Here is a 23953-nt window from a genome sequence, read left to right as displayed (position 1 = left end):
CGCGGCTCGCTATCGTGACCGCATGACCGACCGCGTGCTCGCTCCCGAACCGCCCGCCGACGGCGCGAAGCCGAAGGGACCGGCCTCGTACTTCCCGAGCATCGAGAAGACCTACGGCCGTCCCGTCCAGGACTGGCTCGATCTCGCCGACGAGCGGCTGCGCTCCGAGCCGCACATGCAGGTCGTCACCTGGCTGAAGACCGAGCACGGCCTGGGCCACGGCCACGCCAACGCGATCGTCGCCTACGTCCGGGCCGCCCGCGCCTGACCGGCCCGCCCGTCGTCCGCACAGGCTAGGCCCGCCGGCCTCCCCGGACCACCCGTCGTCGGCGCCCGCGCCGTGCGGGGATAATCGGGGCATGCGCGAAGACGACGATGTCGATCTGGTGATCGACGCGTGGGCCGGGGCCCTGCCCGACCTCGATCTCGCGCCTCTGGACGTCGTCTCCCGCCTCCGCCGGCTCAGCCCGCGCGTGCAGGAGGTGCGGCGGCAGTCCTTCGCCGTCAGCGATCTCGCCCCGTGGGAGTTCGAGCTCCTCTCGCTGCTGCGGCAGCGCGGGGAGGGCGGGATGACGCCCTCGGCCCTGGCCACGCACCTCGCGCTGTCCAGCGGCAACCTCGCCAGCCGCGTCGACCGCCTCGGGGCCCGCGGGCTCGTGGTCCGCGAGCAGAACGCCGCCGACTCGCGCAGCAAGATCGTCTCGCTCACCCCGCGGGGCACGAAGCGGGTCGACGAGGCGATGCGGAATCTCGTCACCGCCGAGGGCGAGGTGCTCGCCGACCTGGACGCCGCGCAGGTGTCGGTCCTCATCGAGTGCCTGCGGCGGATCAGCGACACCCTCGACCGACTGCAGTGACGCGCTACGCCCGACGAGCCTGAGAGGTCAAGCCCGTTCGGAGAGACGGGCACCGGACGTAGCGTGAAGCGTGCACGGTCGAGGCGTCAGCCACCCGTGCGGATGATCGCGAAAGCGGAGAGCACCATGACACAGATTTCTTCTATCCAACCCGCGCGATGGAGCCGGAACGGAGTCAGGATCGTCGTCGTTCCTGGGGCGGAGCTGCCCCGGTTCCGACTCGAGATCGACGCCCGACTGACCACCGCGCCCTCCCTCGTCCCCACCGGACCCTTCTCGACCGTCGAGGAGGCCGAGCGGGCCGCCGAGGTCGCCGCCGGCCTGCTGGGGGCGAAGATCCCGGCCTGAGCGCACACCCGTCGAGACGGCCGGATCAGCCCGCGAGCTCCGCGAGCGATCCGGTCGGAACCGCGATCCACCCCTCGGCCTCCGCCGCCTCCTGCAGTTCGGGAGGCACCGGCAGGGTCGCGCCCAGGGCGTGGGCGCGGGCGTTGAGAGCGGCGACGACGGCGTCGAACGCGTCGTCGGAGCGGCTCATCAGCGCGAGCGCGGGCGCCGGCACATCGAGCCAGGGTGCGGCCCGTCGCAGCGACTCCGCGGCGAGCGCCACGGCCTCCGGTCGCGTCTTGTACCCCGTGGTGTCCACTCCCCAGAGCCGCAGCGCCGCCGCCGGGTACGCCTCGACGAGCCGTCCGCGCCCGGAGCGGTCGACGTCCTCCCCGCTCGCGGCGAAGGCGTCGAGCAGCTCAGCGCAGCGCATCGCGGTCATCCCGAGCCGGTCGGTCGAGACGCTGAGCGGCCAGCGGCCGGTGACCTCGCGCGCCACCCGGTCCGTCTCGCGGTACGCGAGGCGGCGGCGCCAGTCGCGTCCCGCGAGCGTCCGCGGCGAGACCTCCCGTCGCGTGTGCGCGGAGACGAACGCCGCGAACTCCACCGGCCAGCCTAACGCGCAGTCGATCCCGATGACCGCCGCGTCCCGTGACGCCTCGACGATCGTCGCGTCCTCGGCGCCGAGTACGAGCGAGCGGACGACGGCCCGGCCGCCGGAGAACTCGAGGGCGGCGAGAGCGGTGCGCACCGGCTCCGCAGCGAGGTCGACACCGATCGTGAGCACGGGGACAGGGTAGGCGCTCCGGCGCTACGCTCGAGCGATGACGCCGCCCGCTCCCTCCTCCCGGGCGGAGTCGGCCCGCGTGCCGGTCGCGCTCCTCCGCCTCCTCGTGGCCGCCGCCGTGCTCGTGGCCGTGATCGCGACGGCCGTCGACACCGCCTCTCGGACGCCGCTGAACCCGTTCAACTTCTTCGGCTTCTTCACCATCCAGAGCAACATCGTGCTGGCCGTCGTGCTCGGAGCCACCGCCGTGCTCGCGCTCCGCCGCCGTCCCGCGCCCGGCGGGCTCCTACTGGTGCGGGGTGCCTTCACCGGGTACATCATCGTCGTCGGCCTCGTGTACAACACCCTCCTCACCGACGTGGCGGGCGGAGTGGCGCTGCCGTGGGCCAACACCGTCATGCACGTGCTGTTCCCCGTCTACGGACTGCTCGACTGGCTGCTGCTCGCGGATCGCCCTCCGCTGCCGTGGCGCAGGCTCTGGCTGGTCGTGGTCTACCCGATCGTCTGGCTCGTCGTGGTGCTGATCCGCGGAGCGACGGACGGCTGGGTGCCCTATCCGTTCCTGGATCCCGCGACCGGGTACGGGCAGGTGTCGGTGTTCGTCGTCGGGATCGCGGTCGCGTTCCTCGCGTCGGGGGCGCTGGTCTGGGCGATGAGCCGGCTGCGGATCGTGCCGGTGGCAGGCGGCTGAGAGGACGCTCGCCTTCCAGACGGTTCCGCCCGCCGGACGACCGGATCCGCTGCCGTCGCGCACATCCGGCCCGTTCTGGGGTCACCCGTTCGGGGTCATCCGGGGCGCCGCTCCCCTAGCGTCAGCACCGACGGCTCCCCCACCGTCCTCCCCCTCGAGAACGGTCCCCATGAGCCTCTCCCTCTCCCGCCCGCCGACCCCGAGCCGCCGCGTCCGCGCCCTCGCCGTCGGAGCCGCGCTCGCCCTCGCCGCCGCGCTGCTCCCGGCGCAGGCCGCCGCCGCCGCCACTCCCGCCACCCTCTCGGTGCTGAGCCTCGGCGACTCCATCACCCAGGCCTACGGGACCTGCGGCTCCTTCGCGGACTGCCCCCGCAACAACTGGTCCACCGGCACCAGCTCCTCCGTGAACTCCTTCGCCTCCCGCTTGCGGACCGCGCTCCCCGGCACCACCGTCACGACCGCGAACTTCGCCACCACCGGCGACGTCGTCGCGCAGGTCCCCTCGCGGATCGACGCCGCGGTCGCCGCCGGCGTGCGGCCGGACGTCGTCACGCTGCTCATCGGCGGCAACGACCTCTGCTCGCCCGACAACCGCGTCGCCTCCGACGGCTACACGATGACCCCGGCGAGCACGTTCCGCACCGGAGCCTCCGCCGCGATCACGAAGATCCGCACCACGTGGCCCTCCGCCCGCATCGTCCTCTCGTCGATGCCGAACGTGGCCTCCGAGTGGTCGGTCGTGAAGACCGGAGTCGGCGCGCTCGTCTGGGCGGGCGGCGACCTCTGCCGGACCACGCGCGGCGTCAGCTCCACCGGCCGCAGGCTCAGCAGCACCGCCGCTGCCGCCTCCGCCGCTGCCGCGAAGACGCGGACGACGCAGTACAACACCGCGCTGCAGACGGCGTGCAGCGCCGCCGGTCAGCTCTGCGACTGGGACGGCGGAGCGCTCACCGCGACCCCCGTCACCAAGGGCCTGATCGGGACCACCGACTACTTCCACCCGAGCGTCGCGGGCCAGGCGAAGATCGCCTCGATCCAGTGGACGGCGTCGAACTTCTCGAAGTAGCGGCCTCCGGAGCGGCCGCTCACGCGTCGAGCGGCCGCTCACCCTCGCGGCGGCGACGCTGCTCCTCGGCGAGCCGCGCGTAGTGCGCCTCCTCGCGCTCGAGGTCGGCGAGCTGCTCCTCGGTGCTCTTCGGAGCGGGCCGCACCACCACCGTCGGCGGCGCCTGCTTCCGGCGGCGGGGCACTCGGCCGCCCGGCACGAAGGATCCGCCGTCGCCGCGCTTCCAGTCGTGCCCGAGCAGGAACCACAGCGAGACGCCGATGAGCGGGAGGAAGAAGATCAGCAGGATCCACACGATCTTGGGCAGGTTCTTGATGACGTTGTCCGGCTGCCGTACGACGTCGACCAGCGCGAGCACGGTCAGGACGATGATCACCAGCGAGAAGACGAACCCCATGCAGTCGAGGGTACGACGCCGAGGGCTCCCCGTCGCCGCTGTGCCGGCCGACGTCCGTGGCGCCTGCGGTCGAGGAGCGGCTCCGACGCATCCGCCCTATGCCTCCGCGCTGTTCGGCGCCGATCCCGGGCACACGCCTGCTCCCCACGAACGCGTGCCACCATCGGACGATGACCGAGACGCCGCCCGCCCCCGCCTCGACGCCGGCGAGGAAGCGCCTGACCGCCGCGCGTCTCGCCCTGCTCGCCGGCCTCGTCCTCGCCGTCGCCGGACTCGCGGCCCTCGCGCTCGTGCCTCTGCAGTTCGCGAACATCGACCGTCAGGGCTTCGACTACGTGTGCAGCGTCAGCCTGGGCGGCGTCCCGCCCGAGGCAGGCGACCTGGTCCGCGGCTTCTGGTCGTGGTGGCCGCTGGGCGCGGCCTGCGAATGGACGCTGCTCGACGGCACGACGGTGGTCGACCTCCCCGACTGGTCGACGACCGCCGTCGCGATCGTGGGGGCCGTGCTGCTCGTCGTCGGCGCGGCCCTCGCGATCGCGTCGCCGCTCCTCCGCAGGCGCGCTCCGGTCCCGTCCGTCTAGCGGTCGAAGAGGTTCCCGAGGTCGCCGAGCCCCGGCAGCTGGAAGTCGGAGCCGAACTCCGACACCTGCTCCCCCAGCCCGGACACGTGCTCACCCGCACCGGAGACGAACTCTCCCGCGCCGCCCGTGATGTCGCCGAAGTCGCCCAGGTCGCCGAACCCGCCGGCGAGGTTCTCGAAGTCCACGCCGAGGCCGGACGCCTGCGCGAGCAGCGGACCGGCGACGCTGCTGATCACGGCGCCGCCCGCGACCGCCGCGAGCAGTCCGCCCGCCGCGCCGAGCCCGATGCCCGCCGCCGCTCCGACGCCAGCACCCGCGAGGGCGCCGCGGGTGCCCGGCTTCGAGAACATCTTCTTGAGGAACCCCGGGGCGTTCGCCTCGCCGCGCGTCGCCGCTCGCGCGAGGTCGTCCGGGGCGGAGGACCGCGGCTGCTCGTTCGCGGGCAGCTCGTCGCGGAGCCGCGCCTCGACCTGGGCTCGCTGAGCCGGCGACAGCTTCGTGAACGCGTCGCGGTGCACCTGCTCGAGCTGCTCCGGGTCGGCGGTCCGGAGGAGGTAGTCGTAGCGCGCGATCGCCGCGCGGTCCTCCTTGGTGACGACCGGCTGCTGCCCGGGCCGGGCGTCCTGAGGGCGCGCGGAGGGGCGCTGCGGCGACCCGTACTGCTGAGGCGGCTGGGCCTGCCCGCTCCGCGAGTCGCCCGTCACCTTGTCGGCAGCGGAGCGCACGAGGTCGCGCCAATCGGTCGTCCCGCTCGAGGACGAGCCCGAGCCACTCTTCGAATCGAGCGCCTTCGACGCCATGCCGAGAACGCGCTTGAACATGCTCACAGAGAACCTTCCGTCGAGTACCAGCCTCGATCATGGCGGCGCCGCCTGAGCGAAGGCCCGCGAGACGCCCTCAGAAGGCCGTGAGCGGTCGGCCGAAGGCCGTCCGGAGTCTTTCCCGGAGGGCGTCGTCGCAGACGTACACGTACGTGCCGAGCATCCCGCGGGTCAGCAGCACCGCGTAGATGTTGACGATGTACTGCAGGAGCTCGTCGTCGGTGTAGTCGCGGCCGATTTGTCCCGGGTTGTTCTCCTTGCCCTTCTTATCGTGGTAATCCGAGCGGGAGACCCTCAGCCGGCCCTTCTCGCTGTCCCACCTCAGGTCCGGGCCGATGACCACGCCCGCGTAGTTCAGGTCGTACCCCTGCACGGTGTGGATCGAGCCCATCTCATCGGCGGAGCCGGGCGACGCGATCCAGTCGACCTGCGTGCTGTTCCAGCGGAGCCGCTCTCCCTGGATCTCGATGTCGGCGGCTGACGGATCCTTCCGCGACGTCCAGCGCCACGCGTAGCCGGCGACCAGCCGCGCCAGACCGGTCTCCTCCTCCCGCTGCCGCAGGTCGCGCCGCAGGGCTCCGAAGTCGTCGTAGAAGCGGAGGTCGTACTCCCCGAGGTCCGGTCGCCGGGGGAGGTCTGCTGCCGTCGGATCGAGGACGGCGCGCACCCAGCCGACGTAGTCCGTTCCGGCGCGCACTCGCATCTGCGAGGTCAGACGGTGCAGGCGGCCGTCCTCCTGAGCGGATCGGATCAACGCGTCGATCGCGGGCCGCGGAAGGTCTGCCGGTCGGACCGACTGCGCCGCGTCGAGAAGGAGGATCTGGTGATCGCTCTTCGCGCGGATCCAGTCGAGCTGAGTCCGGGCGTGATCGTCGGAGCCGAACAGCGCAGTGGTGATGTCCGTGAACTTCTTGTTGAGGGAGCCCGACGGCTGGTTGGCCCGCTGATTGAGGCGGTGCGACTCGTCGACGACGAGGAGGTCCCAGCGTCCCGGGTCCTCACCGACCTGGAAGGGAGTGAGCACCATCTTCTCGTCGAGCCCTGTGGTCTTGGCGAAGACCTTCTTGATCGAGGAGCGCAGAGACTGCTGCGGCACGACGATCCCGACCCGCAGCCCGCGCAGCAGTTCGCGGGTGTCGGCGAAGAAGAAGTCCGAGAAGACGGAGTCGCCCTCGACGAGGTCGTCCAGCCGGTCCTCGCCGGGAGCCTCCTCGGCTCTGTCGATCCTCTCCGCGAACAGCCGGACGTCCGCGAGGAGCTTGAGGAGGTAGACGGCGACGATCGTCTTGCCCGTCCCCGGCTCTCCCTGAACGATCGACGTGGACTGCGTCTGCTTCCCGAGGTCCTCGACGAGCGCGTCGACGATTCCGACGACCGCCGCCGCCTGCTCGGAGGTGAGCGTCTTGAAGGGCGAAAGTTTGAACAGGTCGCTGTTCTCGATCTCGGCGATGCTCCGCGTGAACAGGCCTTCCAGGCGCAGCTGCTCGAAGATCTCGGCGAAACGGTCCTGGTACGCCGCCCGGTCGTAGTAGTCGGAGTCGACGATCCCCTCGTTGCGATTGAGGACAGCGAATCGACCTTCCGCGAAGAGCAGCTTGATCAGGAAGGACTCGAGATCGAGGCAGACCGACTTGTTGAACCTCGGATCGACGATCACGCGCGCCGTCTGGAGGTCGACCTTGTCGACCGAGCCCAGGTGCTGCCGCAGCCGGCTCGCCGCGCTTCTCGTCTCTCCGACGTAGACCCGCGGGAGCCGCCTCGCGCGGCGCTTGCCCTCGTCCAGGACGTAGACGACCGGCCAGTTCGAGCGGCGGTCGTCCGTCATCGCCCAGACCTTGACGGACGGCCCGTCGAAGACGATCCGCTCGATGTCAGAGGGCGTCATACCGGGCGCTGCTTCCCCGAGCCTTGTCCACCGGGTACTTCTCGCGCGTCCGCACGAGCTTCGACCGCACCAGGTCCTCGGGGTCGGCGCCGATCCTGTCCACGAGCAGCAGGCAATAGGTGAGGACGTCCGCCAGCTCGGAACGGACGGCATCCCGGTCGGCGTCGGGGCCCCACTGGAAGCACTCGAGCAGTTCCCCCGCCTCGATGGCGATGCTCTTCGCCAGGTTCTCCTCCGAGTGGAACTGCGCCCACTCCCGCTCGGCGACGAACGCGGCGAGTTCGTCGCGCAACTCACGTGTGGTCATGGAGCGACGCTAGCGCAGGCCCTGCTTCCCGACACGGGCGGCAGCAAGGGCCGGCGGCCCGGGGCGCCGAAGCTGCCGCACGCAGGACCAGCCACTATCGGGGCCGTTCGCCCGGCGTGCGTCGACCGCGGAGTGTGCCAGCGCTTACGGCGGGGCACCCGACCACGTGAAGAAGCTCGTCAATCAGGTCTTCCTGGCGCGTGTTCTCGTTCACGCGAACGAGACCATCACCGTCGAGTTGAACGAGCCCTTCGTCACGACCGTCTCAACCGCCGTTCAGCTCGCAGCACACGAAAAAAGCACCACTCGAAAGAGTGGTGCTCGGAGCCTCAGCAGCTTCCTGGAAGCCGGGATCGGCACCGTCTCGGCGTTTTCCTCTGGCAAGGGTCTTGGTGACGACACTGTGGTGCCCCTGGAGGGACTCGAACCCCCAACCTGCTCCTTAGGACGGAGTCGCTCTTCCATTGAGCTACAGAGGCTGGCCGAGCCAGTGTACCCGCCGTGCCCCGCCCCCCGCGAAGCGCCGACCGGCCGCCCACCGCAACGCTCGCGAAGCACGCCACGGCCCTCGTCTCGGCGACTGCGCGGCGCACCCCTCTTGACACGGACGCCTCCCGCCTCCATGGTTAGTTACAACACCAACTAACCACCCAACCCAGCACCGAAGGAGCCCGCGTGGACGACTCCCGCCCGCTCTTCCTGCAGATCGCCGAGCAGATCGAGAACGACATCATCGACGGCGCGCTGCCGGAGGAGTCGCAGGTCCCGTCGACCAACGAGTTCGCCGCGTTCCACCGCATCAATCCGGCCACCGCCGGCAAGGGCGTGAACCTGCTCGTCGACGACGGGGTGCTTTACAAGAAGAGGGGGATCGGCATGTTCGTCGCCGAGGGGGCGCGCGACCGGCTGGTCGAGAAGCGCCGCACGCAGTTCCGCGACCAGTTCGTCGCTCCGCTGCTCGCCGAGGCCGCCAAGCTCGGCCTCAGCACCGAGCAGCTCGCCGACATGATCACAGAAGGGGGATCGCGATGAGCGCGGTCATCGAGGTCCACGACCTCACCAAGCACTACGGACGCATGCGCGCCGTCGACGGCATCGGCTTCGCGCTGGAGGAGAACCGCATCCACGGCCTCCTCGGCCGCAACGGCGCGGGCAAGACGACGCTGATGTCGCTGCTCACCGGCCAGGAGTTCGCCAGCTCGGGCGAGATCCGCGTCTTCGGGCAGTCGCCTGTGGAGAACGCCGCCGTCCTCTCCCGCACCTGCTTCATCAAGGAGAGCCAGAAGTACCCGGACGACTTCAAGGTGAAGCACGTCCTGCGCAGCGCCCCCTGGTTCTTCGACGGCTGGGACGAGGCGTTCGCCCGCGAGCTCGTCGAGGACTTCCGCCTCCCGGTCGACCGCAAGATCAAGAAGCTCTCCCGCGGACAGCTCTCGGCGATCGGAGTGATCGTCGGTCTCGCCTCCCGCGCCCCGCTCACGTTCTTCGACGAGCCGTACCTGGGGCTGGACGCCGTCGCCAGGCAGCTGTTCTACGACCGCCTCCTCCAGGACTTCGCCGAGCACCCGCGCACGGTCGTCCTCTCCACCCACCTCATCGACGAGGTCAGCAGTCTGCTCGAGCACGTCCTCGTCATCGATCAGGGCCGCCTCGTCGTCGACAGTGACGCGGAGGAGCTGCGGGGTGCTGCGGCAACGGTCATCGGACCCCGGCAGGCCGTCGAGTCGTTCACCGCCGGCCGCGAGGTCATCGCCCGCTCCGCTCTCGGCAGCCGCGCCTCGGCCACGCTCCCCCGGCTCGACGACGCGGGCCGCGCCTCCGCCGCCCGCCACGGGCTCGAGCTCGAGTCCGTCCCCCTCCAGCAGCTCGTCGTCCAGCTCACCACCGGGAAGGCCTCGGAATGACCGCCCTCACCGGCGCCCCCGCGCGCCACGACACCGCCGCCGGCCGCCTCGGCAGCATCGTCCGCCTGCACTTCGCGAACCCCGCCACCATCCTCTACACGCCGCTGATCATCACGGCCGTCATCCTGTCGGGCAACCTGGTCGTCTGGTGGCTGATCCTCCGCGGGCTCGACTCCGGCGAGCGCCTCGAGGCGCAGGAGGGGATGACCTACTCCGGTGCGTCCTTCTTCCTCTTCGTCTACATGATGGTCGTGGCCGTCCAGTCGGTGAACGTCACCTTCGGCCTCGCCCTCGGCTACGGCGCCACCCGCCGCGACTTCTCCCTCGGCACGGCCCTCACCTTCGTCGCCCTCTCGGTCTTCTACACCGGCGTCTTCGTGGTCCTCGGGATCGTGGAGCGGGCGACCGACGGCTGGGGCTTCGGCGGCAGCTTCTTCCGCTCGATCTACTTCGGCGGGGACTCCGTGGGCGAGCAGGCCGTCGCGGTGCTCTGCGCCCTGCTCTTCTTCTTCTTCATCGGAGCGGCGACGGCGGCGGTCTACGTGCGCTGGCGCCAGCGCGGGATGCTGCTCTTCTTCGGGATCCTCGGCGCCCTCCTGCTGGCCGTGATCACCCTCCTCACGCTCACCGAGAACTGGCCCGCCGTCGGCTCCTTCTTCGGCAGCGTCGGATACGCGGGCGGCTACTCCCTCTCGCTCATCCCGACCGCGATCGCCGGAGTCGCGGGCTGGGCGATCCTCCGCCGCGCCACCCCGCGCAGCAGCTGACACCACCGCCACCGATCCGAGAGGACCGACCATGACCGCCCCCGCCCGCCGCTCCGCCTCCCCGCGGAGGATCCTCTCCGTTCTGAGGCTCCACCTCGCCCACCCCGGGACGGTCCTCGGCTGGCCGCTGCTCGTCCTGCTCGCCGTCCTCGCCGGCAACCTCGTGATCTGGTGGCTCGTCCTCCGCGGGATCGGGGCCGAGCGGGGCGGCGGCGACTCGGGCATCCTCCTCGTGGGGCCGGGGATGCTGATCGTCGTCTTCCTCTTCATCGGCTCCATCCAGGCCACGACCGCCACCTTCGGGCTGGCGCTGAGCTACGGAGCGACCCGACGCGACCACGTCCTCGGCAGCGCCCTCGCCTTCGCGGCCCTGTCGGTGCTCTGGGCGGCGATCGTCGTGGTACTCGGGGTGCTCGAGGAGGCGACCGGGGGCTGGGGGCTGGGTGGCGCGCTCTTCCTCGCCTCCCCCCTCGACGGTCCGTGGCACGAGCGCTTCGTCGTCCTGCTCTGCTCCCTCCTCGCCGCCTTCGCCCTCGGGGGAGCAGCGGGAGCGGTCTTCCTCCGCTGGCGGGAGCGCGGGGTGACGGCCTTCCTCCTCGCCCTCGGAGCGGCGGCACTCGCGGTGGTCGTCGTCGTCGCTCTCGCCGGGGGCCGGCCGGTCGTGGCGGACGTCCTCGAGAGCGCGGGGACCGCCGGAGCCGCCGCTCTGCTCCTCGTCCCCGCCGCGCTGCTGACGGTGGTGGGCTCGCTGGTCCTCCGCCGGGCGACGCCGCGCGGCTGACCCCCTCCGGAGCCGGGCCTGCAAGGCCCTTCCGCCCCGGGCGTCCGGATGCCAGCGTGGGCACATGGCCGACTCCCCCGCTCCGTCTCTCCTGCCCGTCCCCGAGCACAGCTGGATCGCGCGACCCGCCGACGCCGAGCTGACCCAGGACACTCTCGACACGGTCGACGCCTGGTGGCGCGCCGCGAACTACCTCGCGGTCGGGCAGATCTACCTGCTCGCGAACCCGCTCCTGAAGACCCCGTTGAGCCGGGAGGACATCAAGCCCCGCCTGCTCGGCCACTGGGGCACCACCCCCGGCCTCAACCTGATCTACGCGCACCTGAACCGCGCGATCCGCGAGCGCCGCCAGCCGACCCTCTACATCACCGGCCCCGGCCACGGCGGACCTGGCATGGTCGCCAACGCCTACCTCGACGGCACCTACAGCGAGATCTACTCGCACATCGACGAGTCGGAGGAGGGGCTGCGCCGCCTCTTCCGCCAGTTCAGCTTCCCCGGGGGCATCCCCAGCCACGCCGCCCCCGAGACCCCGGGCAGCATCCACGAGGGCGGAGAGCTCGGCTACGCGCTGAGCCACGCGTACGGAGCGGCTTTCGACAACCCGGACCTCCTGGTCGCGGCGGTCGTCGGCGACGGCGAGGCCGAGACCGGCCCGCTCGCCACCAGCTGGCACTCCAACAAGTTCGTGAACCCGCTCACCGACGGGGTCGTCCTGCCGATCCTGCACCTCAACGGCTGGAAGATCGCGAACCCGACCGTCCTCGCCCGCATCCCGCAGGAGGAGCTCGACAGCCTCCTCCGCGGGTACGGCCACGAGCCGTTCCTCGTCGAGGGCGGCTTCGACGGCGAGGACCCGATGCGCGTGCACGAGCGGTTCGCCGACGTCCTGGACACGGTGCTCGACCGCATCGCGGCGATCAAGGAGCGCGCCGCCGCCGGCGACCTCTCACGCCCGGCCTGGCCGATGATCGTGCTGAAGACCCCGAAGGGCTGGACCTGCCCGACCGAGATCGACGGCGTCCAGGTGGAGGGCACCTACCGCTCGCACCAGGTCCCGCTGCCCAACGCCCGCGACACCGAGGCGCACACTCGGCTCCTCGAGGACTGGCTCCGCTCCTACCGGCCCGAGGAGCTCTTCACCGAGGAGGGCGGCGTGGTCGACCGCGTCCGCTCGCTGGCCCCCGAGGGCGAGCTGCGGATGAGCGCGACCCCGCACGCGAACGGCGGGCTGCTGCGGCAGACCCTCGACCTGCCCGACTTCCGCCGCTACGAGGTCGTCGTCGAGCAGCCGGGTGGCACCGTCGCGGAGGCGACGAAGGTGCTCGGCGAATGGCTCGCCGACGTCATCCGCGCCAACCCGACCAACTTCCGCCTCTTCGGGCCGGACGAGGTCGCGAGCAACCGGCTGCAGTCCGTCTACGCCGCCACCGACAAGCAGTGGGACGCCGAGCTCAGCCCCCTCGACGACCACCTGGCCCGCGCCGGGCGGGTCATGGAGGTGCTCTCGGAGCACCAGTGCCAGGGCTGGCTGGAGGGCTACCTGCTCACCGGCCGCCACGGGCTCTTCACCTGCTACGAGGCGTTCATCCACATCATCGACTCGATGTTCAACCAGCACGCGAAGTGGCTGGACGGCACCCGCGACATCGAGTGGCGCCGCCCGATCGCGAGCCTCAACTACCTGCTCTCGAGCCACGTCTGGCGCCAGGACCACAACGGCTTCAGCCACCAGGACCCCGGCTTCATCGACCACGTCGTCAACAAGAAGCCCGAGGTCGTGCGCGTCTACCTGCCCTTCGACGCGAACACGCTCCTCTCGACCTACGACCACTGCCTCCGGAGCGTCGACTACGTCAACGTGGTCGTCGCCGGGAAGCAGCCCTCGCCCCAGTGGCTCACGATGGCGGAGGCGGTCGCCCACTGCACGCGCGGACTCGGCATCCTGGAGTGGGCGAGCAGCGAGCGGCAGGGCGAGTCCCCGGACGTCGTGCTCGCCTGCGCGGGCGACGTGCCGACCCTCGAGACCCTCGCGGCGGTGAGCATCCTCCGCGAGAAGCTGCCGGACCTCGCGATCCGCACGGTCAACGTGGTCGATCTGATGCGCCTGATGTCGGAGTCGGAGCACCCGCACGGCCTCTCCGACCGCGAGTTCGATGCGGTCTTCACCCCCGACCGCCCGATCGTGTTCGCGTACCACGGCTATCCGTGGCTCATCCACCGCCTGACCTACAAGCGGACCGGCCACGGCAACCTGCACGTGCGCGGGTACAAGGAGAACGGCACCACCACCACTCCGTTCGACATGGTGATGCTCAACGACCTCGACCGCTACTCGCTGGTGATCGACGTCATCGACCGGACCCCCGGCCTCGGCGCCCGCGCCGCCGGTCTCCGCCAGGAGATGCAGGACGCCCGCATCCGCGCCCGCGCCTACACCCGCGAGCACGGCGAGGACATCCCCGAGGTCGCGAACTGGACCTGGGCCGGCGAGCGCTCCGGCAACGCCAGCCAGAGCACCGGCAACGACAACGAATAGCGCCGGTTCGCACCCCACGCCCCTCTCCTGACGGGTCGCGGTCGTGTCGCTGGCAAGGCGGAGGAGGAAGCGATACCGGCGGTATCGCGCCCGACGACAACGCCGCCAGCGGCGCGACCGCGGCCCGTCAGGCGGCGGGAGCCAGGTAGTCGTCCCAGTCGGGCTGCGTCCGCTCCGCGCCGCGCACGAGCCAGGAGCCGGCGCGCGGCATCCGGGGGACGGTGCGCAGACGCCATCCCATCTCGTGCGGGGTGCGGTCGCTCTTGACGTTGTTGCAGCGCTGGCAGCAGGCGACGAGGTTCTCCCACGTGTCCCGGCCCCCGCGCGACTTGGGCTGGATGTGGTCGATCGTCGCCGCGTGCTGACCGCAGTAGCCGCAGCGGTGGTTGTCCCGGCGGAGCACGCCCCGGCGCGACACCGGCACGCTCCGGCCGCTCGGGATGCGCACGTACCGGGTCAGCACGATCACCGAGGGCCGCACGTGGTCGCCGTGCGCGCTGTGCACCGGATTGCCCTCGTCCGCGGCGATCACGGTCGCCTTCTCCGTCATCAGCAGGACCAGGGCCCGCTTGAACGACACCACCGCGAGCGGCTCGTAGCCGGCGTTGAGAACCAGAGTGCGCATCAGTGACCTCCGTGCTGTCGCACGCCGTCGCGCGAAGGCGCCGCGACCACGAGCAAGGGCGCCGTCGTGATGACGGCGCCCTGCGAGGCCGCGGCGGAGTGCCGCGCGATGACGTGGAGTCGTATCCGCGTGTCGGAGGAGTGCACCGCCGCGGTGAGGACCCGCGCGCGTATCGAATCGGCCGGCCGCACGCGCGAGCGCAGCCCCACGCTGTGGCGCCCGCTCCGCTCGGCCATCCCGGCACTCCGTCCCTCGACGAATCGATCCGCTCGCCACGCGAGCGGACTGGGGTTCAGGTTAACCCTTCACGCCCGGAACACCAGGGGTCGGTCCGGATTCGTCACGCGGCGTTCACACGGCGGGACGACGAGAGCCCGCCCCCTCCAGGAGGGGACGGGCTCTCGAGCGGACAGACCGGGTCAGCCGTTGATGCGCACGATCCGGTAGTCGGAGGTCCACAGCGGCTGCACGCGGACGCTCGCGCCCTCGTAGGGTGCGTGCAGGATGTTGCCGTTGCCGGCGTAGAAGCCGTCGTGGCCGTCCATGATGACGAGGTCGCCGGGCTGCGCGTCGGCGAGCGAGACGGGGGTGCCCATGGCGCCCTGGCCCGCGGCCGAGTGCGGCATCGAGATGCCGTACTGCGCGAAGACGTACATCACGAAGCCGGAGCAGTCGAAGCCGCTCGGGTCGGCTCCGCCGAAGACGTAGGGCACGCCCTGGTACTGCATCGCCGTGTCGAACACCGCCGAGAGGCTGTAGCTGGTGGTCGGGGCGGCGGCCGCGATCTCGCTGGCCGAGGCGCCGGAGTAGGAGTTGAACTCCTCGGCGGTCTCGGCGCGCGCCTCGGCGACGTCGCTCGTGTCGACGACGGGCTCGGCGACCACGACGGGCTCGGGCTCCGGTGCGGGCGGCGGGGGCGCCGCCTCGGCCGAGAAGCCGTCTCGGGCGATCGCGGCCTGCACCACTCCGCCGTCGACGGCGACGGTCTGCGCGGAGCCCTGGCGGAGGAGGTCGGCTCGCGATGCCGCGAACAGGCCGTCGTCCTGGCTGCCCGGAGTGAAGGCGTAGGCGGGGAGCGCCATGGTCGCGACCAGCGCGCCGGCGAAGCCGACCATCGCGACCTTGCCGACGACACGGCCCCGGCGCTTGCGCGGGGTCCCGGCCGGCGACGGCACGAAGTCGGTGATGTCCGCGCGGCGGGCAGGAGCTGCGGGAACGGCGCGACGGGAGACGGGTGCGTCCCCGTGGATCCGGGCGCGGATGACCGGGGGCCGGTTCTCGAAGGTCGCGTCGCCGGAGCGGTCCGGGTGGTTGGAGCGGAACCGGTCGGGTGAGCCGGCGTCCTCGTTCGGGGTGAGGGGGTTCTGGGGCAAGGGGGAGATCCTCCGACGTCCCCTCAGCCCAGGCAGCTGTCCCGTCTCATGCACGAAGCATCGGTGTGCACAGGATCCGAGACGGGTGTGGGGGCGTCGGATCCCGCGCCCTGGGACCGAGGCTCGGCCGCAGGGCTCCACAGAGCGTAAGCGACCGTTACCGATTTGTCATCTTCTCGGCGGGAAGAGACCGCTCTCCCGTTCGCCTCCGGTCACCGGATGCGGTAAGGGCCCGTACGGGCCGCTCCCAGGGAGACGCGGGTCAGACGACGAGGAAGATGTGCGCCGCGACCTCGTTCGGCAGCTCGATGCCCGCCTCGGCTCCGTCGATGCGCGCGAGCACGTAGCCGTTGAGGGCCGAGAACTCGCCCTCGGCACCGGGCACGACCCCGGCCTGCTTGAGCTGGAGGAGGAGCTCCGGATCGACCTGCGCCGGCTCGCCGAGGCGCCGGACGACGCCGCGGCGGGGCTCGCTCGACCCCGCGACGAAGCGCGGCAGGCTGATGACGCCGTCGGCGAAGCGGGAGGCGGGGGTGTCGCCGAGCTCGTCCAGGCCCGGGATCGGATTGCCGTAGGGCGACTCCGTCGGGTGGTCGAGCATCTCGAGGAGACGGCGCTCGACCTGCTCGCTCATCACGTGCTCCCAGCGGCAGGCCTCCTCGTGCACGAACTCCCAGTCGAGCTTGATGACGTCGTGGAGGAGCCGCTCGGCGAGGCGGTGCTTGCGCATGACGTGGATCGCCTTGCGGCGGCCGTCGGAGGTGAGCTCGAGGTGGCGGTCGCCCGAGACGACGACGAGGCCGTCGCGCTCCATGCGACCGACGGTCTGCGACACGGTCGGCCCGGAGTGGCTGAGCCGCTCCGAGATGCGCGCGCGCAGCGGGATGATGTTCTCCTCCTCGAGCTCGAGGATGGTGCGCAGGTACATCTCGGTGGTGTCGATCAGATCCGTCATCTCAGCCTTCCCGTCTCGGCGCGCTCCACCCTAGTGGTCGCCACGACGCAGCATCGGCGCTGCGGCGCGACGCAGGCCTCCGTCGCTCGGAGGAGGGGTGCGGGCCGGGAACCCTAGTATTAACGCATGCCGGACCTCACCATTCCTCGCGAGCTGCTCCCCCACGACGGACGGTTCGGCTGCGGCCCGTCCAAGGTGCGGCACGACCAGCTCGCCCACCTCGCGACGCAGGGCGCGCACCTCCTCGGGACCTCGCACCGCCAGGCGCCCGTCAAGGACCTCGTCGGGCGCGTGCGCGAGCATCTCGCCACGCTGTTCCGCATCCCCGACGGCTACGAGGTCCTGCTGGGCAACGGCGGCTCGACCGCCTTCTGGGACGCCGCCGCCTTCTCCCTCATCGAGCGCCGCGCCGAGAACCTCACGTTCGGCGAGTTCGGCCAGAAGTTCGCGGCCGCCGCCTCCGCGCCGTTCCTCGAGCCGGCCCACGTCGTCTCCGTCCCCGCGGGGTCCCGGAGCGAGGTCGAGATCGTCGAGGGGATCGACGTGTACGCGTGGCCCCACAACGAGACGAGCACCGGAGTGATGGCCCCGGTCCGCCGGGTCCGCGGCGACGAGGGCGCGCTCACCGTCATCGACGCCACCAGCGCGGCGGGCGGCATCGACGTCGACATCGCCGAGGCCGACGTCTACTACTTCGCCCCGCAGAAGAACTTCGCCTCCGACGGCGGACTCTGGTTCGGCCTCTTCTCCCCCGCCGCGATCGAGCGGATCGAGCGCATCGCGGCGAGCGGCCGCTACATCCCCGAGTTCCTGAGCCTCAAGAACGCCGTCGACAACTCCCGCCTGAACCAGACGCTGAACACTCCGGCGCTCTCGACCCTCCTGCTGATGGAGTCGCAGCTCGAGTGGATGAACGCCTCGGGCGGCCTGGCCTGGGCGTCGGCGCGCACGGCCGAGTCCTCCTCCGCGATCTACGACTGGGCCGAGGCCTCGAGCCTCGCCACCCCGTTCGTCGAGGTGCCCGAGCACCGCTCCCAGGTCGTCGCGACCGTCGACTTCGACGCCTCCGTCGATGCCGCTCTCGTCGCGAGGATCCTCCGCGCGAACGGGATCGTCGACACGGAGCCGTACCGCAAGCTCGGCCGCAACCAGCTGCGCGTGGCGACGTTCGTCGCGATCGAGCCGGACGACGTCCGCTCGCTGCTCGGCTGCATCGACCACGTCCTCGAGCGCCTGGCGGTCTGAGGCACGCCATGCGGCTGTGGCTGCGCGAGGAGGAGCGGCGGCCCGCGCCGCCGCCCTACGCGAGCGACGACGCGACGGCTCTGCTGGTCGGGTGCGTCGTCTGGGCGGTCGCGCTCGTGGCCGTGCTCGTGGCTGCGGCCGTCGGAGCCGTCGTCGAGCCGGTCGTCCTGTCGACCGTCGTGATCGGACTGGTCCTCGGCACGATCGGGCTGTTCTACAGCCGCAACCGCCGCTAGACCGCGTCGGTCTCCATCCGGAGTCCGGTGCCGTCGGCCTCGGACTCGAGACGGACGCGCAGGCCGGTGAACTCGCCGAGGCGCTCGACGTGGGTGCCGCCGCACGCGATCGCGGCGTCCCCCGCGGGGAGGGTGCAGCGCCATGTCCGCCGCGTGCTGAGGAGGTCGTCGTCGCGCTCGATGCGCACCTCCGCGTCCGAGGCGATCCACCCGGCGAGGAGGGCGTTCACCCGCTCCTGCACCTCGAGGATCTCCGCCAGCAGGCGGGCGGTGTCCATCCCGCTGCGTCGGAGGGACTTGCCGAGGCGGTAGACGTCGGTGGAGCCGGACTCGCGGATCCGCGAGGTCTGGATCGCCGCCTGGTCGAAGTCCGGGTTCCCGAGAGCGTCGGCGCGCGCCGGCTTCGACCAGAACGAGGCCAGAGCGGCGTTCAGGGCGAGGGAGGCGAGGTGGCAGGCGGTGTGCCCGCGGGAGAGCTCGTGCCGGTGGTCCGCGTCGACCTCGACGTCGACCTCGTCGTCCACGTGGAGTGAGGAGGCGTCGTCGACGATGTGGACGACGACGAAGCTCCACTCCGAAGTGCCGAGCCGCACCGGGAGCCGCTCGCCGACGTGCAGCTCGCCGCCCTGCCACGCCCCGATGCGGCAGTCGATGAGGGGATGCCGCTCCCCCGCCACGACCAGCGCGCCGCGGTCGGGCCCCTGGTCGGGCCAGGTCGGGTCGACGGGGTGAGCGGAGGTCGCATCGAGGACGACCGCCCAGCGGCCGTCCTCCAGCCGGCCCACGTGCTGCACGCGCCCGGAGGAGCGCACGGCGCCGTCGGGATAGGCGATGCGGGTGTCGGAGTCGATGCTCATCGTGCGGCGCCGGACCGGATCAGCGGCGACGTCGACGGCGACGGATGGTCGGGGCGGGAGCGGGTTCGGGCTCGACGTCGTCGGAGTCCTCGTCGTCCGAGTCGTCGTCCGGGTCGTCGGAGTCGTCCTCGTCCGAGTCCTCGTCGTCCGAGTCGTCGTCGTCGGAATCGTCCTCCGAGTCGTCGTCGTCATCCGAGTCGTCGTCGTCGCCCGCGTCCTCGTCCTCGTCCTCGTCGGAGTCGTCGTCCGACTCGTCGTCGAGGTCGTCTTCCTCGGCGTCCTCGAGCTCGTCGTCGTCCGCGTCCTCGACCTCCTCGCCGAGCGCGTCCTGCGCGGTCTGGTAGTCGGCGAGACGCACGGACCACGGCACCCAGTCCGGAGCGAGGACCGCGCCCTCGCCCGGCAGCAGCTCGACCTCCAGGACGTTCACGTCCTCGGTCTCGTCGATCCGGGACAGCGTCGCCGTCCACAGCCAACCCGGGTACCCGCGCATGAGGTTCGCGAACTGCAGCGACACGACGTGCTCGCCCTGCGCCAGAGTAGTGACCAGCTCGCCGATCGTCCCCTCGGGGGCGATCTCGGCGAGCGCGGCGCGCGCGACATCGAGAGACCCGGCAAGCACGGCGTCCGCCTCGTAGACGGGCTCGAGAGCCTCGTCCGCGGCGGCCTCGTCCGCCTCCCCCGGGGAAGCGTCGTCGTCGGCCTCGGAAGGTTCGGCGATGACGGGACCGGAATCCTCTGCAGAAGTCGCATCCTCAGCAGAAGTCGCGTCCTCAGCAGGAGCCGAGTCGGCAGCAGCAGCCGTGTCCTGAGCAGGAGCCGAGTCCTCAGGTGTTCCTGCGTCGTCAAAAGGAACCGCGCCGTCAGCAGGAACCGCAACGTCAGCAGGAACCGCAACGTCAGCAGTGGCCGCGTCCTCAGCAGGAGCCGGCACTGCAGCAGAAGCCGTGCCCGAGCCGGAGACTCCCGCCTCCGCGGCGACGTCGTCGGCCGGAAGAGTCTCCTCCGCAGAGGCGGAGTCCTCGGCAGAAGCCTCGGTCACCGGGAGGGCCGCGTCGCTCTCACCCTCGCCGGAGGGAGCCTCGTCGACAGGAGCCGCCTGGTCAGCGTCGATCTCCTCGTCGGCTCCGCGCGTGTCCTCAGCGGAGGAGTCAGAATCGGCGGGAGTCGCGTCCGGCTCGGCGCCGGAGTCACCCTCTTCCGAGGACTGCTCCACGCGAGCGTCCTCCGTGGTCGGAGCGGCGACGGTCTCCTCGACCGGGCCCTGCTCGTCGGTCGTGCCGTCGGCGTCAGGCATCCAGCTCGTCCGCAACCCGGCGCAGGAGCGCCGCGATCGTGCGCCCGTGCGCCTTGTCGGGGTAGCGGCCGCGCTTGAGCCCGGCGCCGATCCCGTCGAGCAGCTTGACCGTGTCCTCCACGATCACGGACATGTCGTCCGCGGACTTCCGGTTGAGCTTCACCAGGCTCGGCGGAGCGTCGAGGACGCGCGCCGAGAGCGCCTGCGCCCCGCGCTTGCCGTCGGCGATGCCGAACTCGAGGCGGGTGCCGGCCTTGACCGCGGTCCCGGAGGGCAGCGCGGAAGCGTGCAGGAAGACCTCCTGGCCGTCATCAGTGCTGATGAAGCCGAAGCCCTTCTCCTCGTCGTAGAACTTGACCTTGCCGGTAGGCATGCAGACCCCTCCTGGAAATGAAGCAGCCATCAGTTTAGTCGACCGGGGCCGCCCTATCCTTGACGGGTGAAGCCACAGGAGCCGGCGGGCGTCGGACGCGCGGAGCGCACGCTCGCCTACATGTTCATCGCGATCATCGTCGTGACGGTCCTCGCGTTCCTCGCGATCCTGGTCGCCCCCGCGCTCGGGATCCGCGAGTACGCCGGCCCGTTCTGGCAGTTCGTCTTCGCCGTGCCGCTGGTGGGCCTGCCCATCGCGTTCCTCATGATGATCGCGATGCTCATCGTGGGGGTCCGGCGCCGCCGCGCGCAGTCCTGATCGGACGCGCTCTCCTCCTGCCGCACCGCCTCCGATCCGGCGTTCCCCGCCGCCGAGCCGACACCGAGCGCCCGGACAACCGACTCCCAGACTCCGTACAGCCGACGGCCAGATACTGTCCTGCATGGACGGACCCCGAATTCTCATCGTCGACGACGAGCCCAACATCAGAGACCTGCTCACCACGAGCCTCCGCTTCGCCGGCTTCGCCGTGCGTGCGGTCGGCAACGGGGCCCAGGCCATCTCGGCGGTCCTCGAGGAGGAGCCGGACCTGATCATCCTCGACGTGATGCTCCCCGACATGAACGGGTTCGGCGTGACCAAGCGCCTCCGCTCGGCCGGGTACACCTCCCCCATCCTCTTCCTCACGGCGAAGGACGACACCGAGGACAAGATCACGGGCCTCACCGTCGGCGGTGACGACTACGTCACGAAGCCGTTCAGCCTCGACGAGATCGTCGCGCGCATCAAGGCGATCCTCCGCCGCACCATGCACGCCGAGGAGGACGCGGTCATCCGGGCCGGCGAGCTGACGATGGACCAGGACACGCACGAGGTCCTCGTCGGCGACGAGCCGGTGGAGCTCAGCCCCACCGAGTTCAAGCTGCTCCGCTACCTGATGCTCAACCCGAACCGGGTGCTCAGCAAGGCGCAGATCCTCGACCACGTCTGGGAGTACGACTTCAACGGCGATGCGGGCATCGTCGAGTCCTACATCTCGTACCTGCGACGTAAGCTCGACACGCATTCGGAGGAATCGCTCATCCAGACCAAGCGAGGATTCGGATACATGCTGAAGGTCGCGAAGGCCTAGCCTCCGCCACCTCGGCGCCACCTCCCGCCGGAGGCGCGGCGCCCGCCGATCCCGAGGGAGTTCCACCGCCATGCACCAGGGTCTGGCCGAGCGGTGGAACTCCATCTCGTTGCGCACCAAGATCACCGCGGTCACGGTCCTCCTGCTCACGCTGGGACTCCTCGTCTCCGGGATCGGGACGATGACGATGCTGAAGCCGCAGCTCGTCGCCCAGCTCGACGCGCAGCTGGCCGACCAGGTCCAGCGGACGGCGAGCGACCTCTCCGTCAACGACCTCGCCGCGATCGATGAGTCCAAGGCCGACTTCGGCGCCGTCTACGACCAGTACGGCACGCTCGACAACACGAATGCGTCCGGCGCGGCCGATCCTGCCTTCCCGCAGACCTTCACCCTCGAGCAGGCGCTGCAGGGCGGCGACAAGCCGATGGAGATCTGGAGCTCCAACGGCAAGGTCGAGTACCACGTCATGTCGACGGTGTTCACGAGGGGCACCGAGTACCAGACGCTCCTGCTCGCGGTGTCGACCCGCAGCGTCGACGTCATCATGACGACGTACCTCACGATCTTCCTCGGCTTCGGAGTCGCGATCGTCGTGATCGGCGCACTCCTCACCCGCCTGCTGGTCACCACCACCTTCGCCCCGCTGCGCGAGGTCGAGCAGACCGCCGCCGCCATCGCCGACGGCGACTTCAGCCAGCGCCTGGACGGCACGACGCCCAACACCGAGGTCGGGCGCCTCAACCGCTCCCTGAACGCGATGCTCGGGCGGATCGACTCCGCCTTCCGCGACCGCGCCCGCACGATCGACCAGATGCGCCGCTTCGTCGGCGACGCCAGCCACGAGCTGCGCACCCCGCTGGTCTCCGTCCGCGGCTACGCCGAGCTGTACCGGATGGGCGCTCTGCAGACGCCCGAGGCCGTCGGCCAGGCGATGGAGCGCATCGAGAAGGAGGCGATCCGGATGGGCGGCCTGGTCGAGGACCTCCTCGAGCTCGCCCGCCTCGACGAGACGAAGCCTCTCGCACTCGCGCCCGTCGATCTTATGCCGCTCGCCCGCGACGCCGCGATGGACGCGATGGCCTCCTGGCCCGACCGCGACTTCGGCGTCGAGACCCGTGACGACACCCCCGTGGAGACGCCCGCGCTCGAGCCCGACGAGGCCGGCGCCTCCGCCACGCAGACCATGGAGCTGACGAACCCCGGGCTCACCGGCCCGATCGCCGCTGCAGGAGCGAGGCTCGCCCGATTCCGCCGGCGTCCGCGCCGGGTCAACGCCGAGGAGATCGCCGCCGGCACCGCCACCGCCCCCGAGGAGCCGGGCGTGCCGGCGATGGTGATGGCGGAGGAGAACAAGATCCGCCAGGTCCTGACGAACCTGATCGGCAACGCCGTCCGCTACACGCCCGAGGACACTCCGATCGAGATCGGCGTCGCCGTCGACCGCTCCCGCCGCCTCGCCCTGCTGGAGGTCATCGATCACGGCGAGGGCATCCCGCCGCAGATCCGCGAGAAGATCTTCCAGCGCTTCTGGCGCGCGGACACCTCGCGGACCCGCGAGACCGGCGGCAGCGGCCTCGGGCTGGCGATCGTGTCCTCGATCGTCGCCGCGCACAAGGGCCGCGTGGACGTCGTCGAGACGCCGGGCGGAGGCGCGACCTTCCGCGTCGCGCTGCCGCTCTTGACGGTCGGCCAGAACGGCGAGACCTCCCCCGCCTCGGTCTGATCCGCACCGCAGTCCGTCTTACCTCGGGGGCCCCTTCGGTCCGAGGTCTCCCGTCGACGTCCGCGAGCGTCACGGATCGATCCGCCCGGGGCGACCGTGACCTCGCGCACCCGGAGTGCACGGCCGCGCGCGGCTCACTCTCTCCTCTTGGGAACCAGCGGGCGGCGAGCCCGCCCGGACCGCTGGAGATGAGACCCGACGCTCGACGGATGCCGCGTCACCGGATCCTGCGGAGTCGCCGTCCGCATCCGTTCGGCCGACGACATCTCCGCCCTGACCGCGGACGTCGCGACCCGCACCGGCGCACTCCACGCGCTTCTGGTGCCGGTGTCCGCTGAGGAGACCGAGGCGGCGCGGAGGGCGGTGCCACCGCAGGAGGACCGCCGTTGTGGTCGCGGAGCGGATCCAGGACCACCTGCCGGTTCGG

At 71.1% G+C, this 23953-nt stretch carries 27 protein-coding genes and 1 tRNA gene; 16 read left to right on the top strand and 12 right to left on the bottom strand.

What is annotated here, in order from left to right:
- Positions 1 to 22 precede the first annotated feature (22 nt).
- The 3 genes from C5C10_RS05845 (at position 23) to C5C10_RS05835 (ending at position 1205) form a co-directional block, all read left to right on the top strand.
- Positions 23 to 268 (top strand): DUF4287 domain-containing protein, encoded by a 246-nt coding sequence (locus C5C10_RS05845; RefSeq protein WP_104225060.1) that lies wholly within the window; start codon positions 23 to 25, stop codon positions 266 to 268.
- A gap of 91 nt (positions 269 to 359) precedes the next feature.
- On the top strand, positions 360 to 857 hold the full coding sequence (locus C5C10_RS05840) for a MarR family winged helix-turn-helix transcriptional regulator (RefSeq protein WP_104328776.1): 498 nt from the start codon (positions 360 to 362) through the stop codon (positions 855 to 857).
- A gap of 126 nt (positions 858 to 983) precedes the next feature.
- Entirely contained in the window at positions 984 to 1205 is a 222-nt protein-coding gene (locus C5C10_RS05835; RefSeq protein ID WP_146076606.1) for a hypothetical protein, read from the top strand.
- A 25-nt stretch (positions 1206 to 1230) separates the two neighbouring features.
- Here the strand turns inward: C5C10_RS05835 and C5C10_RS05830 are convergent, their stop codons facing one another.
- Complete coding sequence (locus tag C5C10_RS05830) at positions 1231 to 1971, bottom strand: DUF429 domain-containing protein (RefSeq protein ID WP_104328775.1); 741 nt, start codon at positions 1969 to 1971, stop codon at positions 1231 to 1233.
- Positions 1972 to 2008: 37 nt separating this feature from the next.
- Between C5C10_RS05830 and C5C10_RS05825 the strand changes: the two genes are divergently transcribed.
- Positions 2009 to 2662, top strand: coding sequence for a Pr6Pr family membrane protein (locus tag C5C10_RS05825; RefSeq protein ID WP_104249443.1), 654 nt, complete (start codon positions 2009 to 2011; stop codon positions 2660 to 2662).
- A 169-nt stretch (positions 2663 to 2831) separates the two neighbouring features.
- Positions 2832 to 3728 (top strand): GDSL-type esterase/lipase family protein, encoded by an 897-nt coding sequence (locus tag C5C10_RS05820; protein ID WP_104328774.1) that lies wholly within the window; start codon positions 2832 to 2834, stop codon positions 3726 to 3728.
- Positions 3729 to 3747: 19 nt separating this feature from the next.
- Here C5C10_RS05820 and C5C10_RS05815 read toward each other — a convergent pair whose 3' ends face one another.
- Positions 3748 to 4125 (bottom strand): PLD nuclease N-terminal domain-containing protein, encoded by a 378-nt coding sequence (locus C5C10_RS05815; protein ID WP_104255426.1) that lies wholly within the window; start codon positions 4123 to 4125, stop codon positions 3748 to 3750.
- A 170-nt stretch (positions 4126 to 4295) separates the two neighbouring features.
- Here C5C10_RS05815 and C5C10_RS05810 point away from each other — a divergent pair, with 170 nt between their 5' ends.
- Positions 4296 to 4706 (top strand): hypothetical protein, encoded by a 411-nt coding sequence (locus C5C10_RS05810; protein WP_104249440.1) that lies wholly within the window; start codon positions 4296 to 4298, stop codon positions 4704 to 4706.
- Here the strand turns inward: C5C10_RS05810 and C5C10_RS05805 are convergent.
- From C5C10_RS05805 to C5C10_RS05790, 4 genes are all read right to left on the bottom strand, one after another.
- On the bottom strand, positions 4703 to 5527 hold the full coding sequence (locus C5C10_RS05805; protein WP_258060438.1) for a hypothetical protein: 825 nt from the start codon (positions 5525 to 5527) through the stop codon (positions 4703 to 4705). The two genes, C5C10_RS05810 and C5C10_RS05805, sit on opposite strands and share 4 nt — an antisense overlap.
- A gap of 76 nt (positions 5528 to 5603) precedes the next feature.
- Positions 5604 to 7412: a DUF2075 domain-containing protein gene (locus tag C5C10_RS05800; protein ID WP_104328772.1), complete on the bottom strand. Its 1809-nt coding sequence runs from the start codon at positions 7410 to 7412 to the stop codon at positions 5604 to 5606.
- The gene (locus tag C5C10_RS05795; protein WP_104328771.1) at positions 7399 to 7719 is read right to left on the bottom strand and encodes a nucleotide pyrophosphohydrolase; all 321 of its coding nucleotides are present in this window, start codon (positions 7717 to 7719) and stop codon (positions 7399 to 7401) included. Before C5C10_RS05795 ends, C5C10_RS05800 begins: the two co-directional genes overlap by 14 nt.
- Positions 7720 to 8123: 404 nt before the next feature.
- Positions 8124 to 8198, bottom strand: a tRNA-Arg gene (locus C5C10_RS05790).
- Positions 8199 to 8394: 196 nt separating this feature from the next.
- On the opposite strand from C5C10_RS05790, the gene C5C10_RS05785 reads away from it, so the two are divergent.
- From C5C10_RS05785 to C5C10_RS05765, 5 genes are all read left to right on the top strand, one after another.
- Positions 8395 to 8751: a GntR family transcriptional regulator gene (locus C5C10_RS05785; protein ID WP_104224613.1), complete on the top strand. Its 357-nt coding sequence runs from the start codon at positions 8395 to 8397 to the stop codon at positions 8749 to 8751.
- A complete protein-coding gene (locus tag C5C10_RS05780; RefSeq protein ID WP_104224612.1) occupies positions 8748 to 9623 on the top strand; it encodes an ABC transporter ATP-binding protein in 876 nt (291 codons plus the stop codon). The genes C5C10_RS05785 and C5C10_RS05780 overlap by 4 nt, the downstream gene beginning before the upstream one ends.
- On the top strand, positions 9620 to 10390 hold the full coding sequence (locus tag C5C10_RS05775; protein ID WP_104255431.1) for an ABC transporter permease: 771 nt from the start codon (positions 9620 to 9622) through the stop codon (positions 10388 to 10390). Before C5C10_RS05780 ends, C5C10_RS05775 begins: the two co-directional genes overlap by 4 nt.
- A 31-nt stretch (positions 10391 to 10421) precedes the next feature.
- Positions 10422 to 11171, top strand: coding sequence for a hypothetical protein (locus tag C5C10_RS05770; protein WP_104328770.1), 750 nt, complete (start codon positions 10422 to 10424; stop codon positions 11169 to 11171).
- Between the two features lie 64 nt (positions 11172 to 11235).
- Positions 11236 to 13710: a phosphoketolase gene (locus tag C5C10_RS05765; RefSeq protein WP_104328769.1), complete on the top strand. Its 2475-nt coding sequence runs from the start codon at positions 11236 to 11238 to the stop codon at positions 13708 to 13710.
- A gap of 127 nt (positions 13711 to 13837) precedes the next feature.
- On the opposite strand, the gene C5C10_RS05760 is transcribed toward C5C10_RS05765, so the two are convergent.
- The 3 genes from C5C10_RS05760 to C5C10_RS05745 form a co-directional block, all read right to left on the bottom strand.
- Positions 13838 to 14335, bottom strand: a complete 498-nt coding sequence (locus tag C5C10_RS05760) for an HNH endonuclease (RefSeq protein WP_104224608.1) — start codon at positions 14333 to 14335, stop codon at positions 13838 to 13840.
- Positions 14336 to 14754: 419 nt separating this feature from the next.
- A complete protein-coding gene (locus C5C10_RS18045) occupies positions 14755 to 15708 on the bottom strand; it encodes a C40 family peptidase (RefSeq protein WP_258060437.1) in 954 nt (317 codons plus the stop codon).
- 262 nt (positions 15709 to 15970) lie between these two features.
- Positions 15971 to 16663 (bottom strand): metal-dependent transcriptional regulator, encoded by a 693-nt coding sequence (locus C5C10_RS05745; RefSeq protein ID WP_104224606.1) that lies wholly within the window; start codon positions 16661 to 16663, stop codon positions 15971 to 15973.
- A 126-nt stretch (positions 16664 to 16789) separates the two neighbouring features.
- On the opposite strand from C5C10_RS05745, the gene serC reads away from it, so the two are divergent.
- Together serC and C5C10_RS05735 are read left to right on the top strand one after the other, a co-directional pair.
- A complete protein-coding gene (gene serC, locus C5C10_RS05740) occupies positions 16790 to 17908 on the top strand; it encodes a phosphoserine transaminase (RefSeq protein WP_104328768.1) in 1119 nt (372 codons plus the stop codon).
- An 8-nt stretch (positions 17909 to 17916) separates the two neighbouring features.
- The gene (locus C5C10_RS05735; RefSeq protein ID WP_104328767.1) at positions 17917 to 18144 is read left to right on the top strand and encodes a DUF2530 domain-containing protein; all 228 of its coding nucleotides are present in this window, start codon (positions 17917 to 17919) and stop codon (positions 18142 to 18144) included.
- Here the strand turns inward: C5C10_RS05735 and C5C10_RS05730 are convergent.
- From C5C10_RS05730 to C5C10_RS05720, 3 genes are read right to left on the bottom strand one after another with little or no spacing between them, the layout of a single operon-like run.
- Positions 18141 to 19001 carry a metal-dependent hydrolase gene (locus tag C5C10_RS05730; RefSeq protein ID WP_104328766.1) on the bottom strand — a complete coding sequence of 287 codons (861 nt, stop codon included), beginning with the start codon at positions 18999 to 19001 and terminating at the stop codon, positions 18141 to 18143. The genes C5C10_RS05735 and C5C10_RS05730 overlap by 4 nt on opposite strands.
- A gap of 19 nt (positions 19002 to 19020) precedes the next feature.
- Positions 19021 to 20298, bottom strand: coding sequence for a DUF3027 domain-containing protein (locus C5C10_RS05725; protein WP_104328765.1), 1278 nt, complete (start codon positions 20296 to 20298; stop codon positions 19021 to 19023).
- Positions 20291 to 20671 carry a cold-shock protein gene (locus C5C10_RS05720; RefSeq protein ID WP_104224602.1) on the bottom strand — a complete coding sequence of 127 codons (381 nt, stop codon included), beginning with the start codon at positions 20669 to 20671 and terminating at the stop codon, positions 20291 to 20293. Before C5C10_RS05720 ends, C5C10_RS05725 begins: the two co-directional genes overlap by 8 nt.
- 66 nt (positions 20672 to 20737) lie before the next feature.
- Here C5C10_RS05720 and C5C10_RS05715 point away from each other — a divergent pair, with 66 nt between their 5' ends.
- The 3 genes from C5C10_RS05715 (at position 20738) to C5C10_RS05705 (ending at position 23526) form a co-directional block, all read left to right on the top strand.
- Positions 20738 to 20989 (top strand): hypothetical protein, encoded by a 252-nt coding sequence (locus tag C5C10_RS05715; protein ID WP_244229474.1) that lies wholly within the window; start codon positions 20738 to 20740, stop codon positions 20987 to 20989.
- Between the two features lie 124 nt (positions 20990 to 21113).
- Positions 21114 to 21803 carry a response regulator transcription factor gene (locus tag C5C10_RS05710; protein WP_055787731.1) on the top strand — a complete coding sequence of 230 codons (690 nt, stop codon included), beginning with the start codon at positions 21114 to 21116 and terminating at the stop codon, positions 21801 to 21803.
- Between the two features lie 70 nt (positions 21804 to 21873).
- A complete protein-coding gene (locus tag C5C10_RS05705; RefSeq protein ID WP_104224601.1) occupies positions 21874 to 23526 on the top strand; it encodes a HAMP domain-containing sensor histidine kinase in 1653 nt (550 codons plus the stop codon).
- Positions 23527 to 23953 lie beyond the last annotated feature (427 nt).

This window comes from Rathayibacter sp. AY1A3, from assembly GCF_002930975.1.
Lineage (GTDB): Bacteria > Actinomycetota > Actinomycetes > Actinomycetales > Microbacteriaceae > Rathayibacter.
Note: the sequence above shows the minus strand (reverse complement) of the source record. Positions and strands in the feature narration are given on the sequence as shown.